The sequence below is a fragment of the Sulfurovum sp. genome (genome assembly GCF_015493435.1).
Lineage (GTDB): Bacteria > Campylobacterota > Campylobacteria > Campylobacterales > Sulfurovaceae > Sulfurovum.
In genome coordinates, this window is sequence record NZ_WGDD01000051.1 from 54,494 (window position 1) to 72,426 (window position 17,933).

At 43.7% G+C, this 17,933-nt stretch carries 17 protein-coding genes; 8 read left to right on the top strand and 9 right to left on the bottom strand.

Features of this window, described 5'->3' with window-relative positions:
• The first annotated feature begins 93 nt into the window (after positions 1 to 93).
• Genes F8L24_RS09035 through F8L24_RS09045 form a run of 3 tightly spaced genes read left to right on the top strand, consistent with a single transcriptional unit; the run spans position 94 to position 2,615 of the window.
• Positions 94 to 609, top strand: coding sequence for a hypothetical protein (locus tag F8L24_RS09035; protein ID WP_294954814.1), 516 nt, complete (start codon positions 94 to 96; stop codon positions 607 to 609).
• Entirely contained in the window at positions 610 to 858 is a 249-nt protein-coding gene (locus tag F8L24_RS09040) for a GIY-YIG nuclease family protein (protein ID WP_294954817.1), read from the top strand.
• Positions 859 to 908: 50 nt separating this feature from the next.
• The gene (locus F8L24_RS09045; protein WP_294954819.1) at positions 909 to 2,615 is read left to right on the top strand and encodes an AMP-binding protein; all 1,707 of its coding nucleotides are present in this window, start codon (positions 909 to 911) and stop codon (positions 2,613 to 2,615) included.
• Positions 2,616 to 2,624: 9 nt separating this feature from the next.
• Here F8L24_RS09045 and F8L24_RS09050 read toward each other — a convergent pair whose 3' ends face one another.
• The 3 genes from F8L24_RS09050 to mobB are packed head-to-tail and all read right to left on the bottom strand — an operon-like array spanning position 2,625 to position 4,185.
• Positions 2,625 to 2,822, bottom strand: coding sequence for a hypothetical protein (locus F8L24_RS09050; RefSeq protein WP_294954822.1), 198 nt, complete (start codon positions 2,820 to 2,822; stop codon positions 2,625 to 2,627).
• Positions 2,822 to 3,676: a class 1 fructose-bisphosphatase gene (locus F8L24_RS09055; protein ID WP_294954825.1), complete on the bottom strand. Its 855-nt coding sequence runs from the start codon at positions 3,674 to 3,676 to the stop codon at positions 2,822 to 2,824. The genes F8L24_RS09050 and F8L24_RS09055 overlap by 1 nt, the downstream gene beginning before the upstream one ends.
• Before the next feature lie 11 nt (positions 3,677 to 3,687).
• A complete protein-coding gene (mobB, locus tag F8L24_RS09060; RefSeq protein WP_294954827.1) occupies positions 3,688 to 4,185 on the bottom strand; it encodes a molybdopterin-guanine dinucleotide biosynthesis protein B in 498 nt (165 codons plus the stop codon).
• A 117-nt stretch (positions 4,186 to 4,302) separates the two neighbouring features.
• On the opposite strand from mobB, the gene F8L24_RS09065 reads away from it, so the two are divergent.
• A complete protein-coding gene (locus F8L24_RS09065; RefSeq protein ID WP_294954831.1) occupies positions 4,303 to 4,833 on the top strand; it encodes a hypothetical protein in 531 nt (176 codons plus the stop codon).
• Between the two features lie 17 nt (positions 4,834 to 4,850).
• On the opposite strand, the gene F8L24_RS09070 is transcribed toward F8L24_RS09065, so the two are convergent.
• From F8L24_RS09070 to gltX, 3 genes are read right to left on the bottom strand one after another with little or no spacing between them, the layout of a single operon-like run.
• Positions 4,851 to 6,140: a lytic transglycosylase domain-containing protein gene (locus F8L24_RS09070; protein WP_294954833.1), complete on the bottom strand. Its 1,290-nt coding sequence runs from the start codon at positions 6,138 to 6,140 to the stop codon at positions 4,851 to 4,853.
• A 4-nt stretch (positions 6,141 to 6,144) separates the two neighbouring features.
• Complete coding sequence (locus tag F8L24_RS09075) at positions 6,145 to 6,420, bottom strand: YggT family protein (RefSeq protein ID WP_294954836.1); 276 nt, start codon at positions 6,418 to 6,420, stop codon at positions 6,145 to 6,147.
• The gene (gene gltX, locus F8L24_RS09080) at positions 6,417 to 7,724 is read right to left on the bottom strand and encodes a glutamate--tRNA ligase (RefSeq protein WP_294954838.1); all 1,308 of its coding nucleotides are present in this window, start codon (positions 7,722 to 7,724) and stop codon (positions 6,417 to 6,419) included. The genes F8L24_RS09075 and gltX overlap by 4 nt, the downstream gene beginning before the upstream one ends.
• Positions 7,725 to 7,952: 228 nt before the next feature.
• Between gltX and ppk2 the strand changes: the two genes are divergently transcribed.
• Positions 7,953 to 8,849, top strand: coding sequence for a polyphosphate kinase 2 (gene ppk2 / locus F8L24_RS09085; RefSeq protein WP_294954841.1), 897 nt, complete (start codon positions 7,953 to 7,955; stop codon positions 8,847 to 8,849).
• Positions 8,850 to 8,875: 26 nt separating this feature from the next.
• Here the strand turns inward: ppk2 and F8L24_RS09090 are convergent, their stop codons facing one another.
• The 3 genes from F8L24_RS09090 to F8L24_RS09100 form a co-directional block, all read right to left on the bottom strand.
• Positions 8,876 to 11,125 (bottom strand): glutamine--tRNA ligase/YqeY domain fusion protein, encoded by a 2,250-nt coding sequence (locus tag F8L24_RS09090; protein WP_294954844.1) that lies wholly within the window; start codon positions 11,123 to 11,125, stop codon positions 8,876 to 8,878.
• 317 nt (positions 11,126 to 11,442) lie between these two features.
• A complete protein-coding gene (locus F8L24_RS09095) occupies positions 11,443 to 11,715 on the bottom strand; it encodes a hypothetical protein (protein WP_294954847.1) in 273 nt (90 codons plus the stop codon).
• Between the two features lie 505 nt (positions 11,716 to 12,220).
• Positions 12,221 to 13,696, bottom strand: coding sequence for a DEAD/DEAH box helicase (locus F8L24_RS09100; protein ID WP_294954850.1), 1,476 nt, complete (start codon positions 13,694 to 13,696; stop codon positions 12,221 to 12,223).
• A gap of 311 nt (positions 13,697 to 14,007) precedes the next feature.
• Here F8L24_RS09100 and polX point away from each other — a divergent pair, with 311 nt between their 5' ends.
• From polX to F8L24_RS09115, 3 genes are all read left to right on the top strand, one after another.
• Positions 14,008 to 15,726, top strand: coding sequence for a DNA polymerase/3'-5' exonuclease PolX (gene polX, locus F8L24_RS09105; protein WP_294954853.1), 1,719 nt, complete (start codon positions 14,008 to 14,010; stop codon positions 15,724 to 15,726).
• A gap of 101 nt (positions 15,727 to 15,827) precedes the next feature.
• The gene (locus F8L24_RS09110; protein ID WP_294954855.1) at positions 15,828 to 16,418 is read left to right on the top strand and encodes a restriction endonuclease subunit S; all 591 of its coding nucleotides are present in this window, start codon (positions 15,828 to 15,830) and stop codon (positions 16,416 to 16,418) included.
• Positions 16,418 to 17,905 carry a type I restriction-modification system subunit M gene (locus tag F8L24_RS09115; RefSeq protein WP_294954858.1) on the top strand — a complete coding sequence of 496 codons (1,488 nt, stop codon included), beginning with the start codon at positions 16,418 to 16,420 and terminating at the stop codon, positions 17,903 to 17,905. Before F8L24_RS09110 ends, F8L24_RS09115 begins: the two co-directional genes overlap by 1 nt.
• Positions 17,906 to 17,933: the final 28 nt, after the last annotated feature.

The window sequence follows — 17,933 nt, forward strand, 5'->3', positions numbered from 1 at the left end:
ATATTATCGAAATTGTGCTGTGACACGGGTGACAGGATCTTTTATTTATAAAATTATATTATAATATAGTCTAAAAAAAACCAAAGTATGCAAATGGATGAAGCGAATCGGGCACTGATCGAGACCATTGTCAAAAAAGAGACCTTCAGCAAGGAAGAAAAAGCGTTCATTCTGGAAAGGCTCAATGCGGAAAGACTAGAGAAGCAGAAGTTTCAAAAGGACTCAAGCCGGCAGACAAAAGACTATACCGATGAGGAAAAACATCGGATACTGCAGGAACTCAATGAAAAACGCATAAGAGAGCAGCATCAAACAGAGATGAAACGTATCCGTTTTCTCGATAAGAAGATCTATACTTTCGGCAGCAAGAAATTCTACAAACTCAAAGAGATGGAACGGGAATACTATCTTGAAGTGGAAACCTGCAAAAATTTCAGCAGCCGTCCGGCTATTGTATCGCTTTGCTACAGAACCTTCGGCGAAATGAAAAAAAGAGAGGTATTGTTAAAAATTGAACCTCATTCCGAGAAAATATTCATTTCAAAAGATCCCATCAGAGTCTATTTTAAGCCTTTCGCACTGGAAGAGATACATAAAGAGGTACCATAAATGTATTATCTCTATATGCTTGAATGCGCAGACGGTACACTCTACACCGGTATCGCGACCGATCTTGAACGGCGTCTTGAAGAGCACAATTCTTCGCCCCGGGGTGCAAAATACACACGGGCAAGACGGCCGGTCAAACTGGTATACACAGAAACGTACAAGGACAGAAGCAGTGCTTCCAAAAGGGAATACGAGATCAAAAAAAAGATGAACAGGGAAGAGAAACTGCGACTGTTCCAAAAATCTTAAGTACAACCTTTGTATACTATATATTTTAAATTCACGCTCAAAGGCCATGCATGGACAAACCGTTCATTCAACTCCCTGAACTGACACTCAAAGCACTTTTTGAGAACAGTACATCAAACTATGCCGACCGTCCTGCCGTCCGGTTCGTAGAAGGGAATGTCATTACCTATAGTGCCCTGAGCCAGAAAGTCATCCAGATACAGACAATGCTGCATACGTACGGCATACGTCCCGGGGACAGGGTAGCCCTTTACAGCGAAAATATGCCGAACTGGTCTGCGATCTATTTTGCGGTAACGACCATGGGCGCAGTGATCGTGCCCATTCTACCGGATTTTCATACCTCCGAAGCCATGCACATCGCTATTCATGCAGAGTGCAAAGCGGCTTTCATTTCCCAAAAACTTTTTGAAACCGTCATTGACGAAAAGCAGCCTCCTTCTATGAATCTGCTCGTGATTGCAGACAAGCTGAATGTCCTGACTAAACTTTCAACCCCTTCAACCATGGACAAAATGCTTAAAAAGAGCGGAGAACACTTCAACAAAGCTATGAAAAAACTGGGAAAAGAGAAAAAAGAGGAAGAGGAATTTGTACTGCACGAAGACGATCTTGCCGCCATTATCTATACCTCAGGGACGACAGGAAGCTCAAAAGGGGTAATGCTGACCCATAAGAATATCACGTATGACGCTACAGCAGCCCAGTATATGGTTGATATTTATCCGGAAGACAAATTTCTTTCTGTTCTGCCGCTGGCGCATACCTATGAATGTACGGTGGGGATGATCATCCCCATCCTGAACGGTGCTTCCATACATTATTTGCAAAAACCGCCGACACCGACCATACTGGTCAAGGCAATGGCCATAGTAAAACCGGACTTTATGCTGACGGTTCCGTTGATCATGGAGAAGATATACAAAAATAAAATTCAGCCCGGATTTGAAAAGAATTTTGGGCTAAGAACACTTTACTCCGTACCGTTCATACGAAAAATACTCAACAGAATTGCCGGAAAAAAACTCATAGAAAGCTTTGGAGGGAATATCCGTTTCTTCGGTATCGGGGGTGCCGGGCTTTCACCCCTGGTGGAGCGCTTTCTCAGAGAAGCACAGTTTCCCTACTGTATCGGGTACGGCTTGACCGAAACATCTCCGCTTCTGGCAGGCACCCGCCCGGAAAAAACCAAATACAGAGCAATCGGTCCCGTACTTGAAGGAGTCGAACTCGAACTTCGTGACAAAAATGCAGAAGGCATAGGCACACTGTGGGCGAGAGGTCCCATTGTTATGAAAGGCTACTACAAAGACCCAGAGAAAACAGCAGCAGCGATAGATGAGAACGGGTGGTTCAATACGGAAGATATTGGATATATTGACTCTGACGGCTACTTCTTCATGAGCGGACGCGCCAAGAACATTATTGTCGGTCCAAGCGGAGAGAATATTTATCCCGAACAGGTCGAAGCGGTGATCAATGCCAATACGTTCGTAGCCGATTCACTCGTTTTTGACGACAGCGGTCTGCTGACCGCACGTATCAACCTCGATTACGATAAACTGGATGAGGAATTCGGTGTCAGCAAGAAGTCGGAAACCGAATTGCATAAACAGGTTTCAGAAGTGCTTGAAACGATACGCAAAGAAGTGAATGAAAAAGTATCAGCCTTTTCCCGTATCAAAAAGGTGATAGAACAAAAAGAACCTTTTGTCAAAACCCCGACCAAAAAGATCAAGCGCTATCTTTATGTTTAAGATACAAAATCAGAACTCGAATCCTCCGCCTTTGCCTTTGCTCATACTGTCATAGACTGCCTTGACATAGGCATCGCGTAATTCGCAGTCCAAAAATTTCTCACATTGCATGCAACTGTCAACCTGATGCTCTTTCTGGCAGTTCTCAAGTGCGGTTTTCTGCTGTTTGAGTATGATCTGCCATTCATCCAGTACCGTATCGGACATCAGCCATTGACCCCGTAAGCCTTTTTGAGCGCTTCGATTTCATAGTTCGAGCCGAAGAAGCACGGACTGGTATCGTGCGGATGTGCCGGTACGAGTTCCATCAGCCTTTTGCCTTTGTTGTCGATCGCCTGACCGCCTGCCTGTTCATAGATAAAGGCAAAAGGAATGACTTCAAAAAGCTGGCGGAGTTTTCCGTGCGGCTTGTCGGATGTTCCGGGGTAGGAGAAGATTCCGCCGCCTTTGAGCAAAATCTGGTGCAGATCAGGTACCATACCGCCGGAGTAGCGCAGTCTGTAGCCTTCGGCAAACAGGTCATCGACAAAACTTTTGTGGTAGTCACACCAGTTCTGCTGTGTCCCTCCCGGTGCATTGAGTTTGCCTTTTTCGTTGAGGAGCACTTCTTTGCAGACAAGATTGAAATACCCTTCATGTGCCCGGTAATGCATGGGTCTTTCTCCTTTGACGGCACGCATGATCTCAATACGGGGGCCATAGACCACATAGGCGGAAGCCACCAGGTTCTCTCCTTTTGGTTCACCTTCGTAAATACCGAAAATGGAGCCTACAGAAAGGTTTACATCTGCAAGACTGGACCCGTCAAGCGGATCATAGCATATAGTGTAACGTCCCTCATCGTGCAAAGACAGTACACCCGGTTTTTCTTCAGAGATCAAATCTTTTACAAGCGGTACCGATTTGAATGCCTCTTCGATAATATAGTCACTCTTGACATCAAGCTTGAGCTGATCTTCACCCGAAGAATTTTCACTGTCGCAGTAGCCAAGATCTTCTGTTTTAATGGCATGGTCGATTTTGAACGCGACCTTTTCAATGGTTTCAAATATAGTATGCATAGGTTCTCCTTTTAAATGCTGATAGCGTGTGTTTTGATCCAGTCAATAATCTGATCGAGATCATTCAGGTCGAGTATATCGATCGTATCGGGAATTGCATACACTGACGGGTCAATCGTATCATCAATGGCGATGGCTTCGGAACAGTCAAAATAGCTTTCGTCTATCTTGGTGCGGAAAATAGCGATACGCGGAAGCGGCAGTGTCTTGAGCCCTTCAACCAGAAGAATGTCAAAATCGTTGATCATCGCAACAATCTCTGCAAGGCTTTTTTCTCTTTGCGAAAAATACGTAGTACGGGTAGGGGAGGTCACAACGACTTCTGCCCCTGTCTGGTAGAATTTATGGCTGTCCTTTCCTTCAACATCGAAGACAGCTTTGTCTTTGGGATCGTTTTTGATGATGGCCACTTTCTGTGTTTTGATCAGTTGGGATGAGACTTTCTGTACCAGGGTGGTCTTCCCGCTGCCGGACGGGCCTGTAAATGCGACTGCAACTCTGTTTTTCACGCATGAACCTTTTGTCCCGGACTGTGCACCGGGTTTATAATGAATTGGAAGAATTATACTTAAATCTTTATTGAAAGTATGTTAAACTCTCTGCAATTCATGAAGGGCGGAGGGCATATGCGAATAGATCTTGCAGCGGTATCCTGTCTTGCCGTTTTGCTTTTTTCCGGCTGTGCCTCCAAGAACGAAAAAGCCCTTATGCACGTCTACAATACAGAAAAAATTTACAATAAGAAACTGCTCCATACAGAAAAAGCCCAGCTCTACGACGGTAATGAAACCAAAGTACTGCTGACCGCCACCTATCTTTTCAATCAGACCGATATCAAAAAAGAGGATGACAAACGGGATGAAGTTTTTATTGTAGGGCTCTATATGGAAGACGAAACAGCACAGAACCTGCTTTCTGAAGACTTCAACCTGACACTGAACGGTACGATGCCCAAACGTGTAAAAATACTGAAATACTCTGACAGGCGTTTGAAAGATATACCGCTCGTTACAGAATGGGGAGAGTACTTTGAAGTAGTCTTTCCCCATACGCCAAAGAGCAGGCTCGATTTGGTTTTTGACAGCCGCATCTATGGGAAAAGTGTGCTTCATTTTGCCAAGAAGGCAAAATATGTTTTTACCAAAGAAGTGTTTTAAACCCGAACCATTCGGATTTAATGTCTAAACCTGTCTGTCCGTGCAGGATCGGTCAATGACTTGATAAACGGAAGCAGTCGTGTTGACTTGCCCAGTTTGTTCATATAGATGACATAATTGGTCAGTACGCGTTTTCCGTATTCCCTCGCCTGTACATTGCCCATTTTCTCCATGCTCAGGTACGGTTCGAACGGCCCGTTACGAAAATAATGCGGATTTCTGAGAAGTTTTTTGGTAAATCCGATACCCGCATTGTAGGCATATGCGACAAACAGCGGATGGTAGAGCCACTTGTTCAGATAATCGAGATGGAGATTGGCGAAATCTATGGCAACTTTGGGTTTGAACATATCGTCGTAATCGATGCGTATACCCTTTTGTTTTGCCACATGGTCGACAAGAAAAGGCATGAACTGCATCATTCCCAGGGCAAAAGAGCGTGAAACGGAGGCAGGTACGAAACGGCTTTCCTGTCTGGCAATCGCATAGATAAGCGCCTGGCGTTCTACCGGATAGGTATCCATGGCATTGCGGTAGGGCATAGGGAAATAGGACTTCCTGTAGTTACAGGCTTTGGCCTTGATATAGGTATTCATACCTATGGTAGCCTGTGATTCACAGTCTTCGGCCAATTCACTCAGATCGGCATTGGGTTTCTTGACTTTTATCTTCATCTTTGCCCAGTCGATCGGATTGGTCTCATCTATGCCTCTGATCCTTTTTTTGCTGACACGCGGAGTAATGATGCTCCTGGGATACTGGCTGTGCGTCATATCAGCTGCAAGCAGGGTATACATATTGATATGGGTACTGTTCCGTTTGATCTTGTAGAGATATTTTTTTTCTTTGGTCAGCAGATAAAGCCAGAAAAGCGACTTGTCCTTCTCCCAGCGTTTCAGGTAGACATCATGTGCTTTATGAAAATAGGTGATCGCTTTTTGAAGTTTTTTTCGCTGAACCTGCTTGATTCCCTCATTAAACAGTCTGTTGCCTTCTGCCTGGTGTTTCCAGTCTTCTTTCTGCTGCTGCGTAACATACGGATTGTGCGTAATGTTCGGAGGGTTGACTCCAGTCTTTTTTTTGTAAGCCTGACGCAGTTTTTTATTGGTGTTGTTCACTTCTTTGACAATGCTTCTTGCCTGTGAAGCGGTCGTGCTTCTCTGCATGAGGAAACGCCAGATGTAATAGTCTTTTTCCACACTTCTGGGCATATGGTGTACCTGGGAATAGGAGAAAGTTTTTGCTTCGAGAGCAGTGGTTCCAAGTGCCAGCACAAGAACAACGGCACCAAGAAATGTTTTGAACATCATCCTATCCTAAAAATGCGCGCATCATGAAGGTATCGATGAATTGAAGTCCGAGGATGATGACAATAGGGGAAAGGTCGATACCCCCAACGATCAGGAACGGCATTTTTCTGCGAAGCACATCGTAAACCGGTTCTGTGAGTCTGTAAAGAATCTGTACGATCGGGTTTCTCGGGTCGGGCCGTACAAAACTCAGCAACGCTGCGATGATCACGATCCAGATATAGAGATTGATCACAGTATGGATCAGTTGGACAATAGAATAGATTAGGGCATTCATGAAATTACCTCCAGTAGATAAGATTTGATATAGGGATAGATGTCGCTCAGTTCAGGACCGTACCCGGCTCCCGTGAGCAGTATTTTAAGGGGTTTGGAGAATGCTTCGCCTTTCAGGCCGCTCGCTTGCATCATGTACGATTCGAACTCATCGAAAGTAGCGATCATCGGGGCATCGGCTATGATCTTTTGCAGCACACGCATCTGCTCTCCCCACTCCCCGTCAAAATCCTTGGCTGAGAAGATCGCTTTGATCTTTGTTTCAAGCTCATTGAGCGTAGCATCTTCTTCCAGATAGAGTTTGGCCAGTTTTCCTACCTCTGCATCTGCAAACCCGAAGACCATGGAAAGTCTTTTGTCATCCATCCGTTCAAGGTGTTTACGATTGATAAAACGCAGTCTGTCAATGTCGAACTTTGCCGGTGAACTTGAAATCTTTTCCAGATCGAACCATGCCAGGGCTTCCGGCACAGTAAAGATCTCTTCGGGTGTTTTGTTGCCAAGCAGTATGAGGTAGTTGGCAATCGCATCGGGAATGAACCCCTGTTCAAAAAGCCATTTTACGGAAGAACCATCCTCTTTTATACTCATTTTCCTGCCTTCTGCGTTCAAAAGGGCAGGCAGGTGTGCATAAACAGTTTCTTCTCCATATCCGAGCTGCTCCTGAATATGTTTCTGTTTTGGTGTATCGCAAAGGTGCTCTTCCCCCCGAATAATCAAAGTGATGTTCGAAAGCATGTCGTCACAGGCACAGGCAAAATTGCAGGTCGGCGTACCATCGGCACGCAGGATGACAAATGAGTCCACTTCATTGGGTGTTGTGACGATCTCACCTTTGACGAGATCATGATTGACAATGTCATGTTCAGGTTTTTTGATACGGATAACAAAGGGGACATTCCCTTCTTTGAGCTTTTCAAGCTCCTCTTTGTCCGTATTACAACACCTGCCGCTGTAACGGTAGGCAGTTTTGTTCGTTTTGGCTGCCTCTTTCTCCGCTTCAATCTGCCCGGGTGTACAGGTACAGACAAAAGCTTTTCCTTCTTCAAGGAGCCGGACAGCAAGGGTCTGATGAATGTTGAGATGTTCACTCTGGTGAAAAACAGCATCATGTTTCAATGCAAATTTTTCAAGGATCTGAAGGATCTCGGTATCTTTTCCTTCGATATTGCGTTTTTTGTCGGTATCTTCTATACGTATGATGAACGGTTCACCTCTCTGCTGTGCTACCATGTAGTTGAAAATGGCCACGCGCAGGTCCCCTATGAGCATGTCACTTGTAGGCGAAGGTGCAAATCTTAGCATGTGTTGTGCTCCAGTAGTCGTTGAATTTAACGGGTATTATAGGCTTTTTTGCTTTAGAGTAAAGCCCAGATCCAGAAACCGCTTGTGTATGTATAAATGATATTTTCCAAAACAAACTTCATTGTTTTATTATGCTGCTAAGACAAAGAGTAGTACAATAAATAATAGACTATGTAAAAAATCCGAAAAAACATGAATCTAAAATACCCAAAAGAAGGAAAAAGAATAATGGAAACAAATGAGAATACGCAATTTGAAATAGAGGGAGAAACGGTCTCTCTTGATGATCTGATAGAAAATTACAGCCGCAGCAAAAAAGAAAAAGCTGTAGAGAACAAAGCGGTTAAAAAACGAAAGAACGAGCAGACACTTAAACCGTACCAGGCAGAGTTGATCAAACTGCAAAAGCACCTTGAAGTCACCAATCAGAAAATGATTATTCTTTTTGAAGGACGCGACGCAGCCGGTAAAGGCGGGACGATCCGAAGGGTTACACGCTACATGAATGAAAAACATTACCGCATTGTGGCTTTGGGAAAACCGACGGAAGAGCAAAAAAGCCAGTGGTTCTACCAAAAGTATATTTCACACTTTCCAAGAGGCGGAGAAATGGTTCTGTTTGACCGGAGCTGGTACAACAGAGCCATGGTAGAATCGGTTTTCGGATTCTGTACCCAAAAAGAACATGACGATTTCATGAAAGGGGTCAAAGGATTTGAAAAAGATTTGACCCGACAGGGGACTATTCTGGTCAAACTTTACTTTTCCGTCACGAAAGACGAACAGGCAAGAAGGTTCGAAAGAAGAAAAACAGACCCTCTTAGACAATGGAAACTCAGTGAGATCGATGTACAGGCTCAGGACCGATGGGATGATTTTACCGACACCAAATACGATATGCTCAAACAGACCCATTCGCACAATGCACCATGGACAGTGATACGTTCAAATGACAAGCAGAGTGCAAGACTCGAAGCCCTCAAAGTCATTCTGAACGCTGTAAACTATGAGGGAAGAGATGAAACAATGGATTTTGTACTTGACCCGGATGTTGTCATTTCAGGGGCAAGAGAGATCGAGATCATGGATGCACAAAGAAGCAGAAGCGGAAAATTCATAGGATGAGTAAAAACAATTTTTGCATCCATTGATTATTTTAATTTTTCAGCCACAAGCGCATTGACTACTTTTGGGTTTGCTTTGCCCCCGGTAGCTTTTAATACCTGCCCGACAAAGAAACCTAAAAGTTTAGTATTTCCGGCTTTGAATTTAGCAACATTATCTGGATTTTTTGCCATTACTTCATCGATAACAGGTGAAATTTTGGCAGGATCACTGATTTGTACAAGTCCTTTGTCCGCTACTATTTTTTTTGGATGTGTTCCCGACTTGGCCATCTCTTCAAATACTTGTTTGGCCATTTTACTCGATATTGTTTCGTCATCAACCATCTTCACAAGTGCAGCGATCTGTTCAGCATCAAATTTCAGCACATCCGTTTGACTTTCTTTTAACTCTCTGGCGACGTCATTAGCCACCATATTCGCAATCGTTACCGGACTGTTGTTGACAGAAAGTGCATCATGGTAAAAGGAAGAGAGTTTCTCGTCACGAGCCAGAGTATTGGCGACTTCACTGTTTAGCCCAAGTTCACCGGTATACTTGTCGAACAGTGTTTGCTGGGCTTCACTCATAGGTACCACTTCACCATCTATTTGCTCTTTTTTCGCTTGACGTTTGGGTTCACTCTTCGGTGCTTTTTTCTTTTTCCCCCAGGAATCTTTGAGACCTACAATTTTGTTAAATACTGGTGCCTCATCAGTGTAATCAACAGGATCAGCATAAAAATAGCCCTGTCTTTCAAATTGGAATCTTTCATCAGGTTTGTCCGTGATAACAGCAGGCTCAATAAGCGCATTTTTGATAATTTTCAAAGAGTCAGGGTTAATGTCTTCTACACCTTCGGGAATTTCTGCAGAGAAGAGTCTGTCATAAAGCCGTACTTCAACGGTTTTAGCTTCTTTCGCACTCACCCACTGAATGGCACTTTTAACCTTGATACCGCTTCTGTCTGAGCCGCTTCTGGAATCGGGGTAATACTCTGCTTTTATTTCTGTAATGTTGCCATTGTCATCTTTGACCACTTCCTTGCAAGAAATGATAAATCCGTGTTTCAACCTCACCGGTTGTTCCGGGGTAAGGCGGAAATAGCCTTTGGGAGGGTTTTCCGTAAAATCATCACGTTCAATATAAACTTCACGGGAAAAAGGCACTTTTCTTGAGCCCTCTTTAGGAACATCATCCGGATAGTATGAGGCATCGATCTCTTCGGAGCCTTCATAATTTTCGATGCTTACTTTGAGCGGGTCGAGCACACACATCACACGCGGCACTTTTGTATTCAAATCATCCCTGATACAAAATTCAAGCTGTGCGACATCAACCACAGAGTTTGCCTTCGCGATACCGATTTGATCGCAGAAAGTCAAAATAGATTCCGGTGTGTAGCCTCTTCTTCTGTATCCGGCGATCGTAGGGAGGCGGGGATCATCCCATCCGCTGACATAATTCCCTTCAACCAGTTCCAAAAGCTTTCTTTTGCTCATTACGGTATAGTTAATATTCAGTCGTGCAAATTCATACTGATACGGGCGGGGCGGTTTAAGCTCAAGCGTATCGAGTACCCAGTCATAAATATCACGGTTATTTTCAAACTCCAGGGTGCAAAGAGAGTGAGTAATGCCTTCTATATAATCAGATAAACAGTGCGCAAAATCATACATTGGGTAAATAGACCATGTATCTCCTGCTCTAAAATGATGCGCATGTCTTATGCGATATAAAAGCGGATCTCTCATTTTCATATTGGCAGCACTCATATCGATCTTGGCACGAAGAACGTGTTCTCCGTCTTTAAACTCACCATTTTTCATTCTTTCAAACAGGTTTAAATTTTCTTCCACTGAACGCTCTGCATACTTGCTGCGCTTACCCGGTTCTGTAACCGTTCCGCGATATTCCCTCATCTCCTCTTCATTAATGCTGTCTACATATGCCTTGCCCATTTTAATAAGCTGGATAGCATAATCATATAGTTTAGGAAAATAATCAGAAGTAAAGTGTACCTTGCCATGCCATTCAAATCCAAGCCATTTGATAGCATCTTTAAGCGCCTCGACATATTTTGTGTCTTCTGTAGTTGGGTTGGTATCATCCATTCTAAGGTTACAGAAACCGTTGTAGTCACTTGCAATTCCAAAATTGATAAAGATAGATTTGGCATGCCCAATATGCGGGAAGCCGTTGGGCTCTGGAGGAAATCTTGTAACAATTTCTTTATATTTGCCTGATTTTAAGTCTGCTTCAACGATTGTACGTAAAAAATCTTTACTTTCACTCATTATAATTAACCCTTTTGACCTTGAAACTTTATGCGAAGTGTATTTTATCGAATTTAATGCCTATAGCATCTTAGCTTTTTAACTTTTTACATGTAGCGGAGCAGAGACCAACAAATGGCAGAGGAGATCAGGTTCATTGATTTGTTTTGTTATACTTTGCTGATGGTTTTCAAAAAATCTTTTGCCAAATAGTGTAGTTTGGATTGTAGTAGCTCCTGTCTATTCATGGTGGTACATTTTTGGTCGTCGTTCAACAGAAGTGTTTTTAAACAGTGAAGTAAATACTGCACAACAGGTACATAGCACGAAGAGGACTGTCACAATGTAGGTTTCAGTTTCTCCGTCACATACTGATGTATTAGCGATGAAAGTATCGTCTGATAGGGTATGTTGAGTTCTGCGCTTTTTCGTTTGAGCATGAGCATATCAAATTCCGGAATACGGATATTTACATTTTTACTTTTATTTAAAAAATTCTTTGCTGCATTTTTTGCTTCCAAAAGCTCATCTTCAAAATTTTCTACTCTTTCAAAGTATGTAGCATTTTCTACTGCATCCAGCAACTCTAATTCATATTCATCCATTTGCATCACCAACCCCTTTATAAATTTTATTCATTTTCCTACTTGGCACGATTGTCTTTAATCATATCTCATCACCATTTTTAACCAATGGCACCATATGTACATACCCTTGTATCCGGACGATATACATCCGTTGATGAGGATATCTCTCTCTATTGGGGTGAGTGGGGTGAGCGATAATATCAAGTACTTTATCTTCGTAAATCAGTGCAGTCACATCTTCAAAGCAAACATTGCGTTCACTTTTTAGTAACTTGTTTTTTTCTGCATCCCATTTAAAATTCATACATTGGTTATATTACAATTGATATGATATGTCAATAAGTAAATTTTGAACTTTTGAACTTGTTCCCATCGATCCTGCGTGGGAATGCATATGAAAGATCAGATGGAGTAAAAAATACAAACTTTCAAAGATAAACAACCATTGATCTACATCCATCTAGTAGAGATGAACAGGGGAAGGGCAGTTAGCCCTTTGGATATGTGAGAGGGGAAGGAGAGTGAGGTTTTACCCTCTGTTGCTTCCCTGTCCGCCGTTGCGTCCGCTTCTGCCGTTGCGTCCGTGTTTGTTGCGGTCTCCGCCGCCTGATCTTCTTCGGTTGTTGTTGCCTCTGTAGTTCCCGCGTCCTCGGCCGCCACCGCTGTTGCCTCTGTTCTGCATCGCTCTTTCGATGAGCAGCTCGACCTCTTCAAGACCCAGACCGATATGGTCTTTTCCTTTGACTGAAATCTCCGACTGTACCATGGAAGCAAGCAGATGCGCAATAGTCACAATATCGAGGTCATGCTGGAGTGTTTTGACCAGTTCGATCGCTTTGTCGGTAATCTGTATCTGGGCGATTTTGGCAATGAGTTCATCGTTACGGTTGTTCTGTACTTCCATACGGGTAGGAATGACCTGTGTGATGAGTTTCGCGCCGACATCTTTTTCGATGCGCTTGATAGTACGCAGCTCGTTGGGACTTACCAAAGTAATGGCTTCACCTGTTTTACCGCCACGGCCGGTACGCCCGATACGGTGTACATAACTTTCAGAGTCAAAAGGAATGTGGTAGTTGAACACATGGGTAACATCGTTGACATCCAGACCACGCGCGGCAACATCGGTTGCCACGAAAATATCGATGCCGCCCTGTTTGAATGCCCTGATGGTCACTTCCCTCTGTTTCTGTTCCATGTCGCCGTGAAGGCCGCTGACTTTGAAACCTTGAGCTGTGAGGTGTGCTACCAGTCTGTCGACCTCTTTTTTCATACGGCAGAAGATAATACACTTGTCCGGGTTCTTGTAGTCAATGAGCCTGACAAGTGCATCGTCCCTTTCTCTCTCCTGCACCACGTAGTAGTACTGTGTGATCTTGGAGTTGGTACTCTCGGACTTGGTAATGGAAACTGTTTTGGGATCGTTCAGGATCTGCTCTGCGAGTTTTCTGATACCTTTTGGCATAGTTGCCGAGAACATCAGTGTCTGACGCTCTTTCGGCAGGAAGGTAAAAATATTTTTGATCTCGTCAAGGAAACCCATATCGAGCATCTCATCCGCTTCGTCAAGTACGACGAAGTGCGGGTTCAGCTTGATTTTTCCGCTCATCAGAAGGTCCTGAAGACGTCCAGGAGTGGCGACTACGATGGAAGCCTGCTTGATACGCTCAATCTGTTTGCCGTAAGCTGTACCGCCGTAAACAGTCGCTGTTTTAAGCCCTGAGAGTTTTCCGAAACGGAAGAGTTCGTCACTCACCTGCATGGCAAGTTCACGTGTAGGAACGATGACAAGCCCTTCAACGCTTCCGTCGCCTTTCATCATGCTCATAATAGGCAGACCGAACGCGGCGGTTTTGCCTGTACCCGTCTGCGCCTGTGCGATCATATCGTGTCCTTCGAGAACAAGAGGAATGGCATCTTTCTGTACGGGGCTCGGTTCGGTAAATCCTGCTTCGGTTACGGCAGCGAGAATGGTATCTTTAAGGTTAAAATCTGTAAATTTCATGTGTATGTCTTTGTATTAAAATGGTCGGTGTTGTAGTTGTCTTGCTTCGATTAGAAAAGTTCTAATGGTATTAAGAGGCGTAAAAACCTGTTTTATGCAACCGATACCAAACTTTGTGTCACACGTTGTTGTTCGTGGAAAATAGAGGAGACGCCAATGGTCTCAAATAAGTGAGTTCAGTACACTCTTGCAGAAAAGTTCGGCATTATAGCCTAATAAAAAGAAAAAAGATAGAGCTTCGGGGAAATTTGATACATTTGCCCGCTTTTTCAGTATAATAATCAAACAGAACCTTGCATAAAAGGAAAAAAATGGTTGTTTCAAATGCAGAGATCGCTTCCATCTTTACACAGCTGGCAGATCTTCTTGAGATCAGGGGGGAAGACCCGTTCAGGACCAGGGCATACAGGAATGCCGCGCGTACCATTGGAAACCTGGGAAAAGATTTGTCCAAAATGGTCGAGGAGGGAGAAGATATTTCCAAGCTTCCAACCATCGGAGAACGCATAGCGGCAAAGATAAAAGAGATCGTAGAGACCGGAAGACTGGCAAAACTGGAGTACCTCAAACATGATTTCCCGCCTCACCTGCTGGATATTCTAACTGTGGAAGGCATTGGCCCCAAGCGGGCAAAAATACTTTACCAGGAGCTGCATATCGACTCTCTTGATGCCTTGAAACAGGCGGCAGAGTCACACAGGATCAGCAAACTCAAAGGCTTCAGCGAAGGGCTCGAACAGAAAATACTCCATGCAACACTGCTCGCAAAAAAAGAGGGAAAACGTTTTCTTTATGCTGTCATCGAACCGCATGCATTGGCACTTGAACACTATCTCAAAGCCTACAAAGGGGCTGAACAGGTCACTGTCGCAGGGAGTTTCCGGAGAAGGAAAGAGACAGTCGGAGACCTCGATGTTCTCACAACTTCGAAAGACCCGGCAAAGCTCATAAACTACTTTGTCGCCTATCCGGCGGTCAAAGAGATCGTTTCTCACGGCAATACCCGCTCCACTGTCATCCTCAAGAACGATCTTCAGGTTGATCTGCGCTGTGTGAAAGAGGAAAGCTACGGTGCGGCACTGCATTATTTTACCGGTTCCAAGTCGCACAATATCGCCATAAGGGTCATGGCAAAAGAGCAGGGCATGAAAGTCAATGAATACGGTCTTTTTAAAGATGAAAAGAAGATTGCCGGTGCCACGGAAACGGAGATGTATGAAGGGGTGGGACTGCGCTACATCGAGCCCGAACTGCGTGAAAGCAGGGGAGAACATACCGCAGCAAGGCAGAACCGCCTGCCAAAGCTGATAGAAGAAGATCAGATCAGGGGCGATCTGCATATGCATACCCATTACAGTGACGGGCACAACAACATTAAAGAAATGGCATTGGCGGCAAAAAAACGGGAGTATGGATACATCGCCATTACCGACCATTCCAAACATATGAGCATCGTACACGGTATGGATGAGAAACGCGCCATGGAGCAGATGGAGGAGATCGACCGGCTCAATGAAGAACTCAAAGGCATCACCATACTGAAAAGCGTTGAACTTGACATTCTTGAAGACGGGAGTCTGGCGCTTCCCGACAGTGTGCTCAAAGAGATGGATTTTGTGGTCGCAGCCGTACATGACCATTTCAGTCTGACACAGAAGATGCAGACCAAACGCATACTCAGGGCACTGGAAAACCCCTATGTCAAGATACTTGCACATCCGACAGGCAGGCTTATCGGTGAGAGGGAACCCTACAAGATAAATATGAAACAGCTCTATAAAGGAATTATGGATAACGGCTGTTTCCTGGAGATCAATGCACAGCCAAAACGGCTTGACCTGAACGACATCTATGCCAAACGCGCCAAAGAGGCAGGAGTACGTTTTACCATTTCGACCGATGCACACAATGCAGCCTCACTCGACTATATGCGGTACGGGGTGTATCAGGCCAGAAGAGGCTGGCTGGAAGAAAAGGATGTGATCAACACCCTTTCTCTCTCAGCATTGAAAAAAGTGCTGAAGCGTTAAGCAAACTGAAATATGTGTTTATTTTTAAAATAATACATTTTAAGTTGACTATTATCCAAAATTAATGTATTATTCTCATATAAACATTAAAAAGGATCGGTTTGAAGCTTTCTGAAATTGCAACTGTCAGAACAGGTCTTGTGCTTTCCCGTAAAAAAGCGGCACTACACGACAAAACCAAATTTATTTACCGGCAGGTTACACTTAAATCATTTACTGACTCAGTAACGCTGCAAGATGAGTATTTTGACGACTTTATCTCTGCTGAGCCTATTGATGATAAATATATTTCAAAAATCGGAGACATTGTTGTAAGGCTCCGTAAGCCAAATGTGGCAGTGTACATTGATGAAAAGAGTGCCGGTCTGGTCATTCCCTCTCTCATGTGTATTGTCAGGGTTAAAGACAGCAGTGCGAACAGTGCTTATCTGGCACATTACCTGAACTCTACTCCGGCAAAAAAAGTGTTGGAGCGGGAGATCAAGGGAACCACCATTCCGATGATCAAGACAAAAGATCTGGAAAACATCGATGTCGTTCTGCCCTCTCTTGAAGTTCAGAACACGACAGTAGAACTCATGAGACTTTCTGCAAAAGAAATTGAACTGATAGAAAAACTCAAGCAGGAAAAAAAACAACTTTCACAAACAATTTTAGATACCATAATACAACAAAACAAGGAAGAGAACTAATGCAAAAAACAACACAAGAGACCATTAACAATATTGTCTGGAGAGCGTGCGATACTTTTAGGGGTACGATGGATAGTAATGAGTACAAAGATTATGTACTTACAATGCTCTTTGTGAAGTATTTGTCTGATTTCTATAAAGAGAAGCTTGAAGAGTTGCATGAGAAATATAAAGGCAATGAGGAGCGTATAGCTAAGAGTCTGAAACGTGAGAAGTTTGTACTTGATGAAATGTGTACATTTGACTACTTGCTCAAACATAAAGAAGCTGCAAATGTCGGTGAGATTATCAACAAAGCCCTAGAGCGTATAGAAGAGGACAACAAAGAGAAGCTTGAGGGCATCTTCCGTAATGTGGACTTTAACTCTGAAAGTAAACTGGGCAATACCAAAGAGCGCAACAGCATACTTAAAAATATATTAGAAGACTTTGCCAATGAGAAGCTAGACTTACGCCCTTCTATGTTAGAGGGTAATGATGTCATAGGAGATGCTTATGAGTATCTCATCGCTCATTTTGCGAGTGATGCAGGGAAGAAAGGGGGAGAATTTTTCACCCCTAGCTCTGTTTCTACACTACTCTCTAAGTTAGTAGAAGCCCAAGAGGGTGACCGCATTTATGACCCGACTTGTGGTTCGGGGTCTTTGCTCATTAAAGCGAGTAAAGAGGTGGGTAATGAAAACTTTGCTATCTACGGACAAGAGAAAAACGGTCAGACCCATGCTCTGTGTAAGATGAATATGTTCCTGCATGAGATAAACGATGCCAACATCGCTTGGGGTGATACCTTGCGTAATCCACTTCACAAAGAAAATGACCACCTCATGAAGTTTGATGTAGTTGTTGCCAATCCTCCTTTTTCACTGGATAAATGGGGTGCAGAAGATTTGGCAGATGACAAGTATGGGCGTTTTGGGTATGGGTTGCCTCCTAAGAGTAAGGGAGACTACGCTTTTGTAGAGCATATGTTGGCGAGTCTCAATGCCGAGGGGCGTATGGGTGTGGTTTTGCCTCATGGAGTACTCTTTAGGGGTGCGAGCGAAGGTAAGATACGGAAGCAAATCATCGATGACAATTTGCTTGATGCTGTGATAGGACTCCCTGCCAATCTTTTCTTTGGTACGGGCATTCCTGCTACGATACTGCTTTTCAAAAAGGGCAGAACGACTACGGATGTACTGTTCATTGATGCAAGCCGTGAATTTAACAAGGATAAGAATCAAAATAGTATCGATGATGAACACATCGCCAAGATCCTAGACACCTACAAAAATAGAAAAGAAGTAGAGAAATACAGTCATATTGCTACCCTCGAAGAGATACAAGAGAATGACTACAACCTGAATATTCCTCGTTATGTTGACACTTTTGAAGAGGAAGAGCCTGTAGATATAGAGGCGACCAAGCAAAACATAGTCAAGATAGAAAAGGAACTATCAGAGGTGAAAAAGCAGATGCAAAGTTACCTTGAGGAGCTTGGGTTATGAGTGATATTGTAATTTATCAAGATGAAGA

Bases quoted from the DNA above. Each gene is read 5' to 3' on its own strand.
- F8L24_RS09035 (WP_294954814.1), top strand. From the start codon at position 94: ATGGATGAAGCGAATCGGGCACTGATCGAGACCATTGTCAAAAAAGAG.
- F8L24_RS09040 (WP_294954817.1), top strand. From the start codon at position 610: ATGTATTATCTCTATATGCTTGAATGCGCAGACGGTACACTCTACACC.
- F8L24_RS09045 (WP_294954819.1), top strand. From the start codon at position 909: ATGGACAAACCGTTCATTCAACTCCCTGAACTGACACTCAAAGCACTT.
- F8L24_RS09050 (WP_294954822.1), bottom strand. From the start codon at position 2,822: ATGTCCGATACGGTACTGGATGAATGGCAGATCATACTCAAACAGCAG.
- F8L24_RS09055 (WP_294954825.1), bottom strand. From the start codon at position 3,676: ATGCATACTATATTTGAAACCATTGAAAAGGTCGCGTTCAAAATCGAC.
- F8L24_RS09065 (WP_294954831.1), top strand. From the start codon at position 4,303: ATGCGAATAGATCTTGCAGCGGTATCCTGTCTTGCCGTTTTGCTTTTT.
- F8L24_RS09070 (WP_294954833.1), bottom strand. From the start codon at position 6,140: ATGTTCAAAACATTTCTTGGTGCCGTTGTTCTTGTGCTGGCACTTGGA.
- F8L24_RS09075 (WP_294954836.1), bottom strand. From the start codon at position 6,420: ATGAATGCCCTAATCTATTCTATTGTCCAACTGATCCATACTGTGATC.
- gltX (WP_294954838.1), bottom strand. From the start codon at position 7,724: ATGCTAAGATTTGCACCTTCGCCTACAAGTGACATGCTCATAGGGGAC.
- ppk2 (WP_294954841.1), top strand. From the start codon at position 7,953: ATGGAAACAAATGAGAATACGCAATTTGAAATAGAGGGAGAAACGGTC.
- F8L24_RS09090 (WP_294954844.1), bottom strand. From the start codon at position 11,125: ATGAGTGAAAGTAAAGATTTTTTACGTACAATCGTTGAAGCAGACTTA.
- F8L24_RS09095 (WP_294954847.1), bottom strand. From the start codon at position 11,715: ATGCAAATGGATGAATATGAATTAGAGTTGCTGGATGCAGTAGAAAAT.
- F8L24_RS09100 (WP_294954850.1), bottom strand. From the start codon at position 13,696: ATGAAATTTACAGATTTTAACCTTAAAGATACCATTCTCGCTGCCGTA.
- polX (WP_294954853.1), top strand. From the start codon at position 14,008: ATGGTTGTTTCAAATGCAGAGATCGCTTCCATCTTTACACAGCTGGCA.
- F8L24_RS09115 (WP_294954858.1), top strand. From the start codon at position 16,418: ATGCAAAAAACAACACAAGAGACCATTAACAATATTGTCTGGAGAGCG.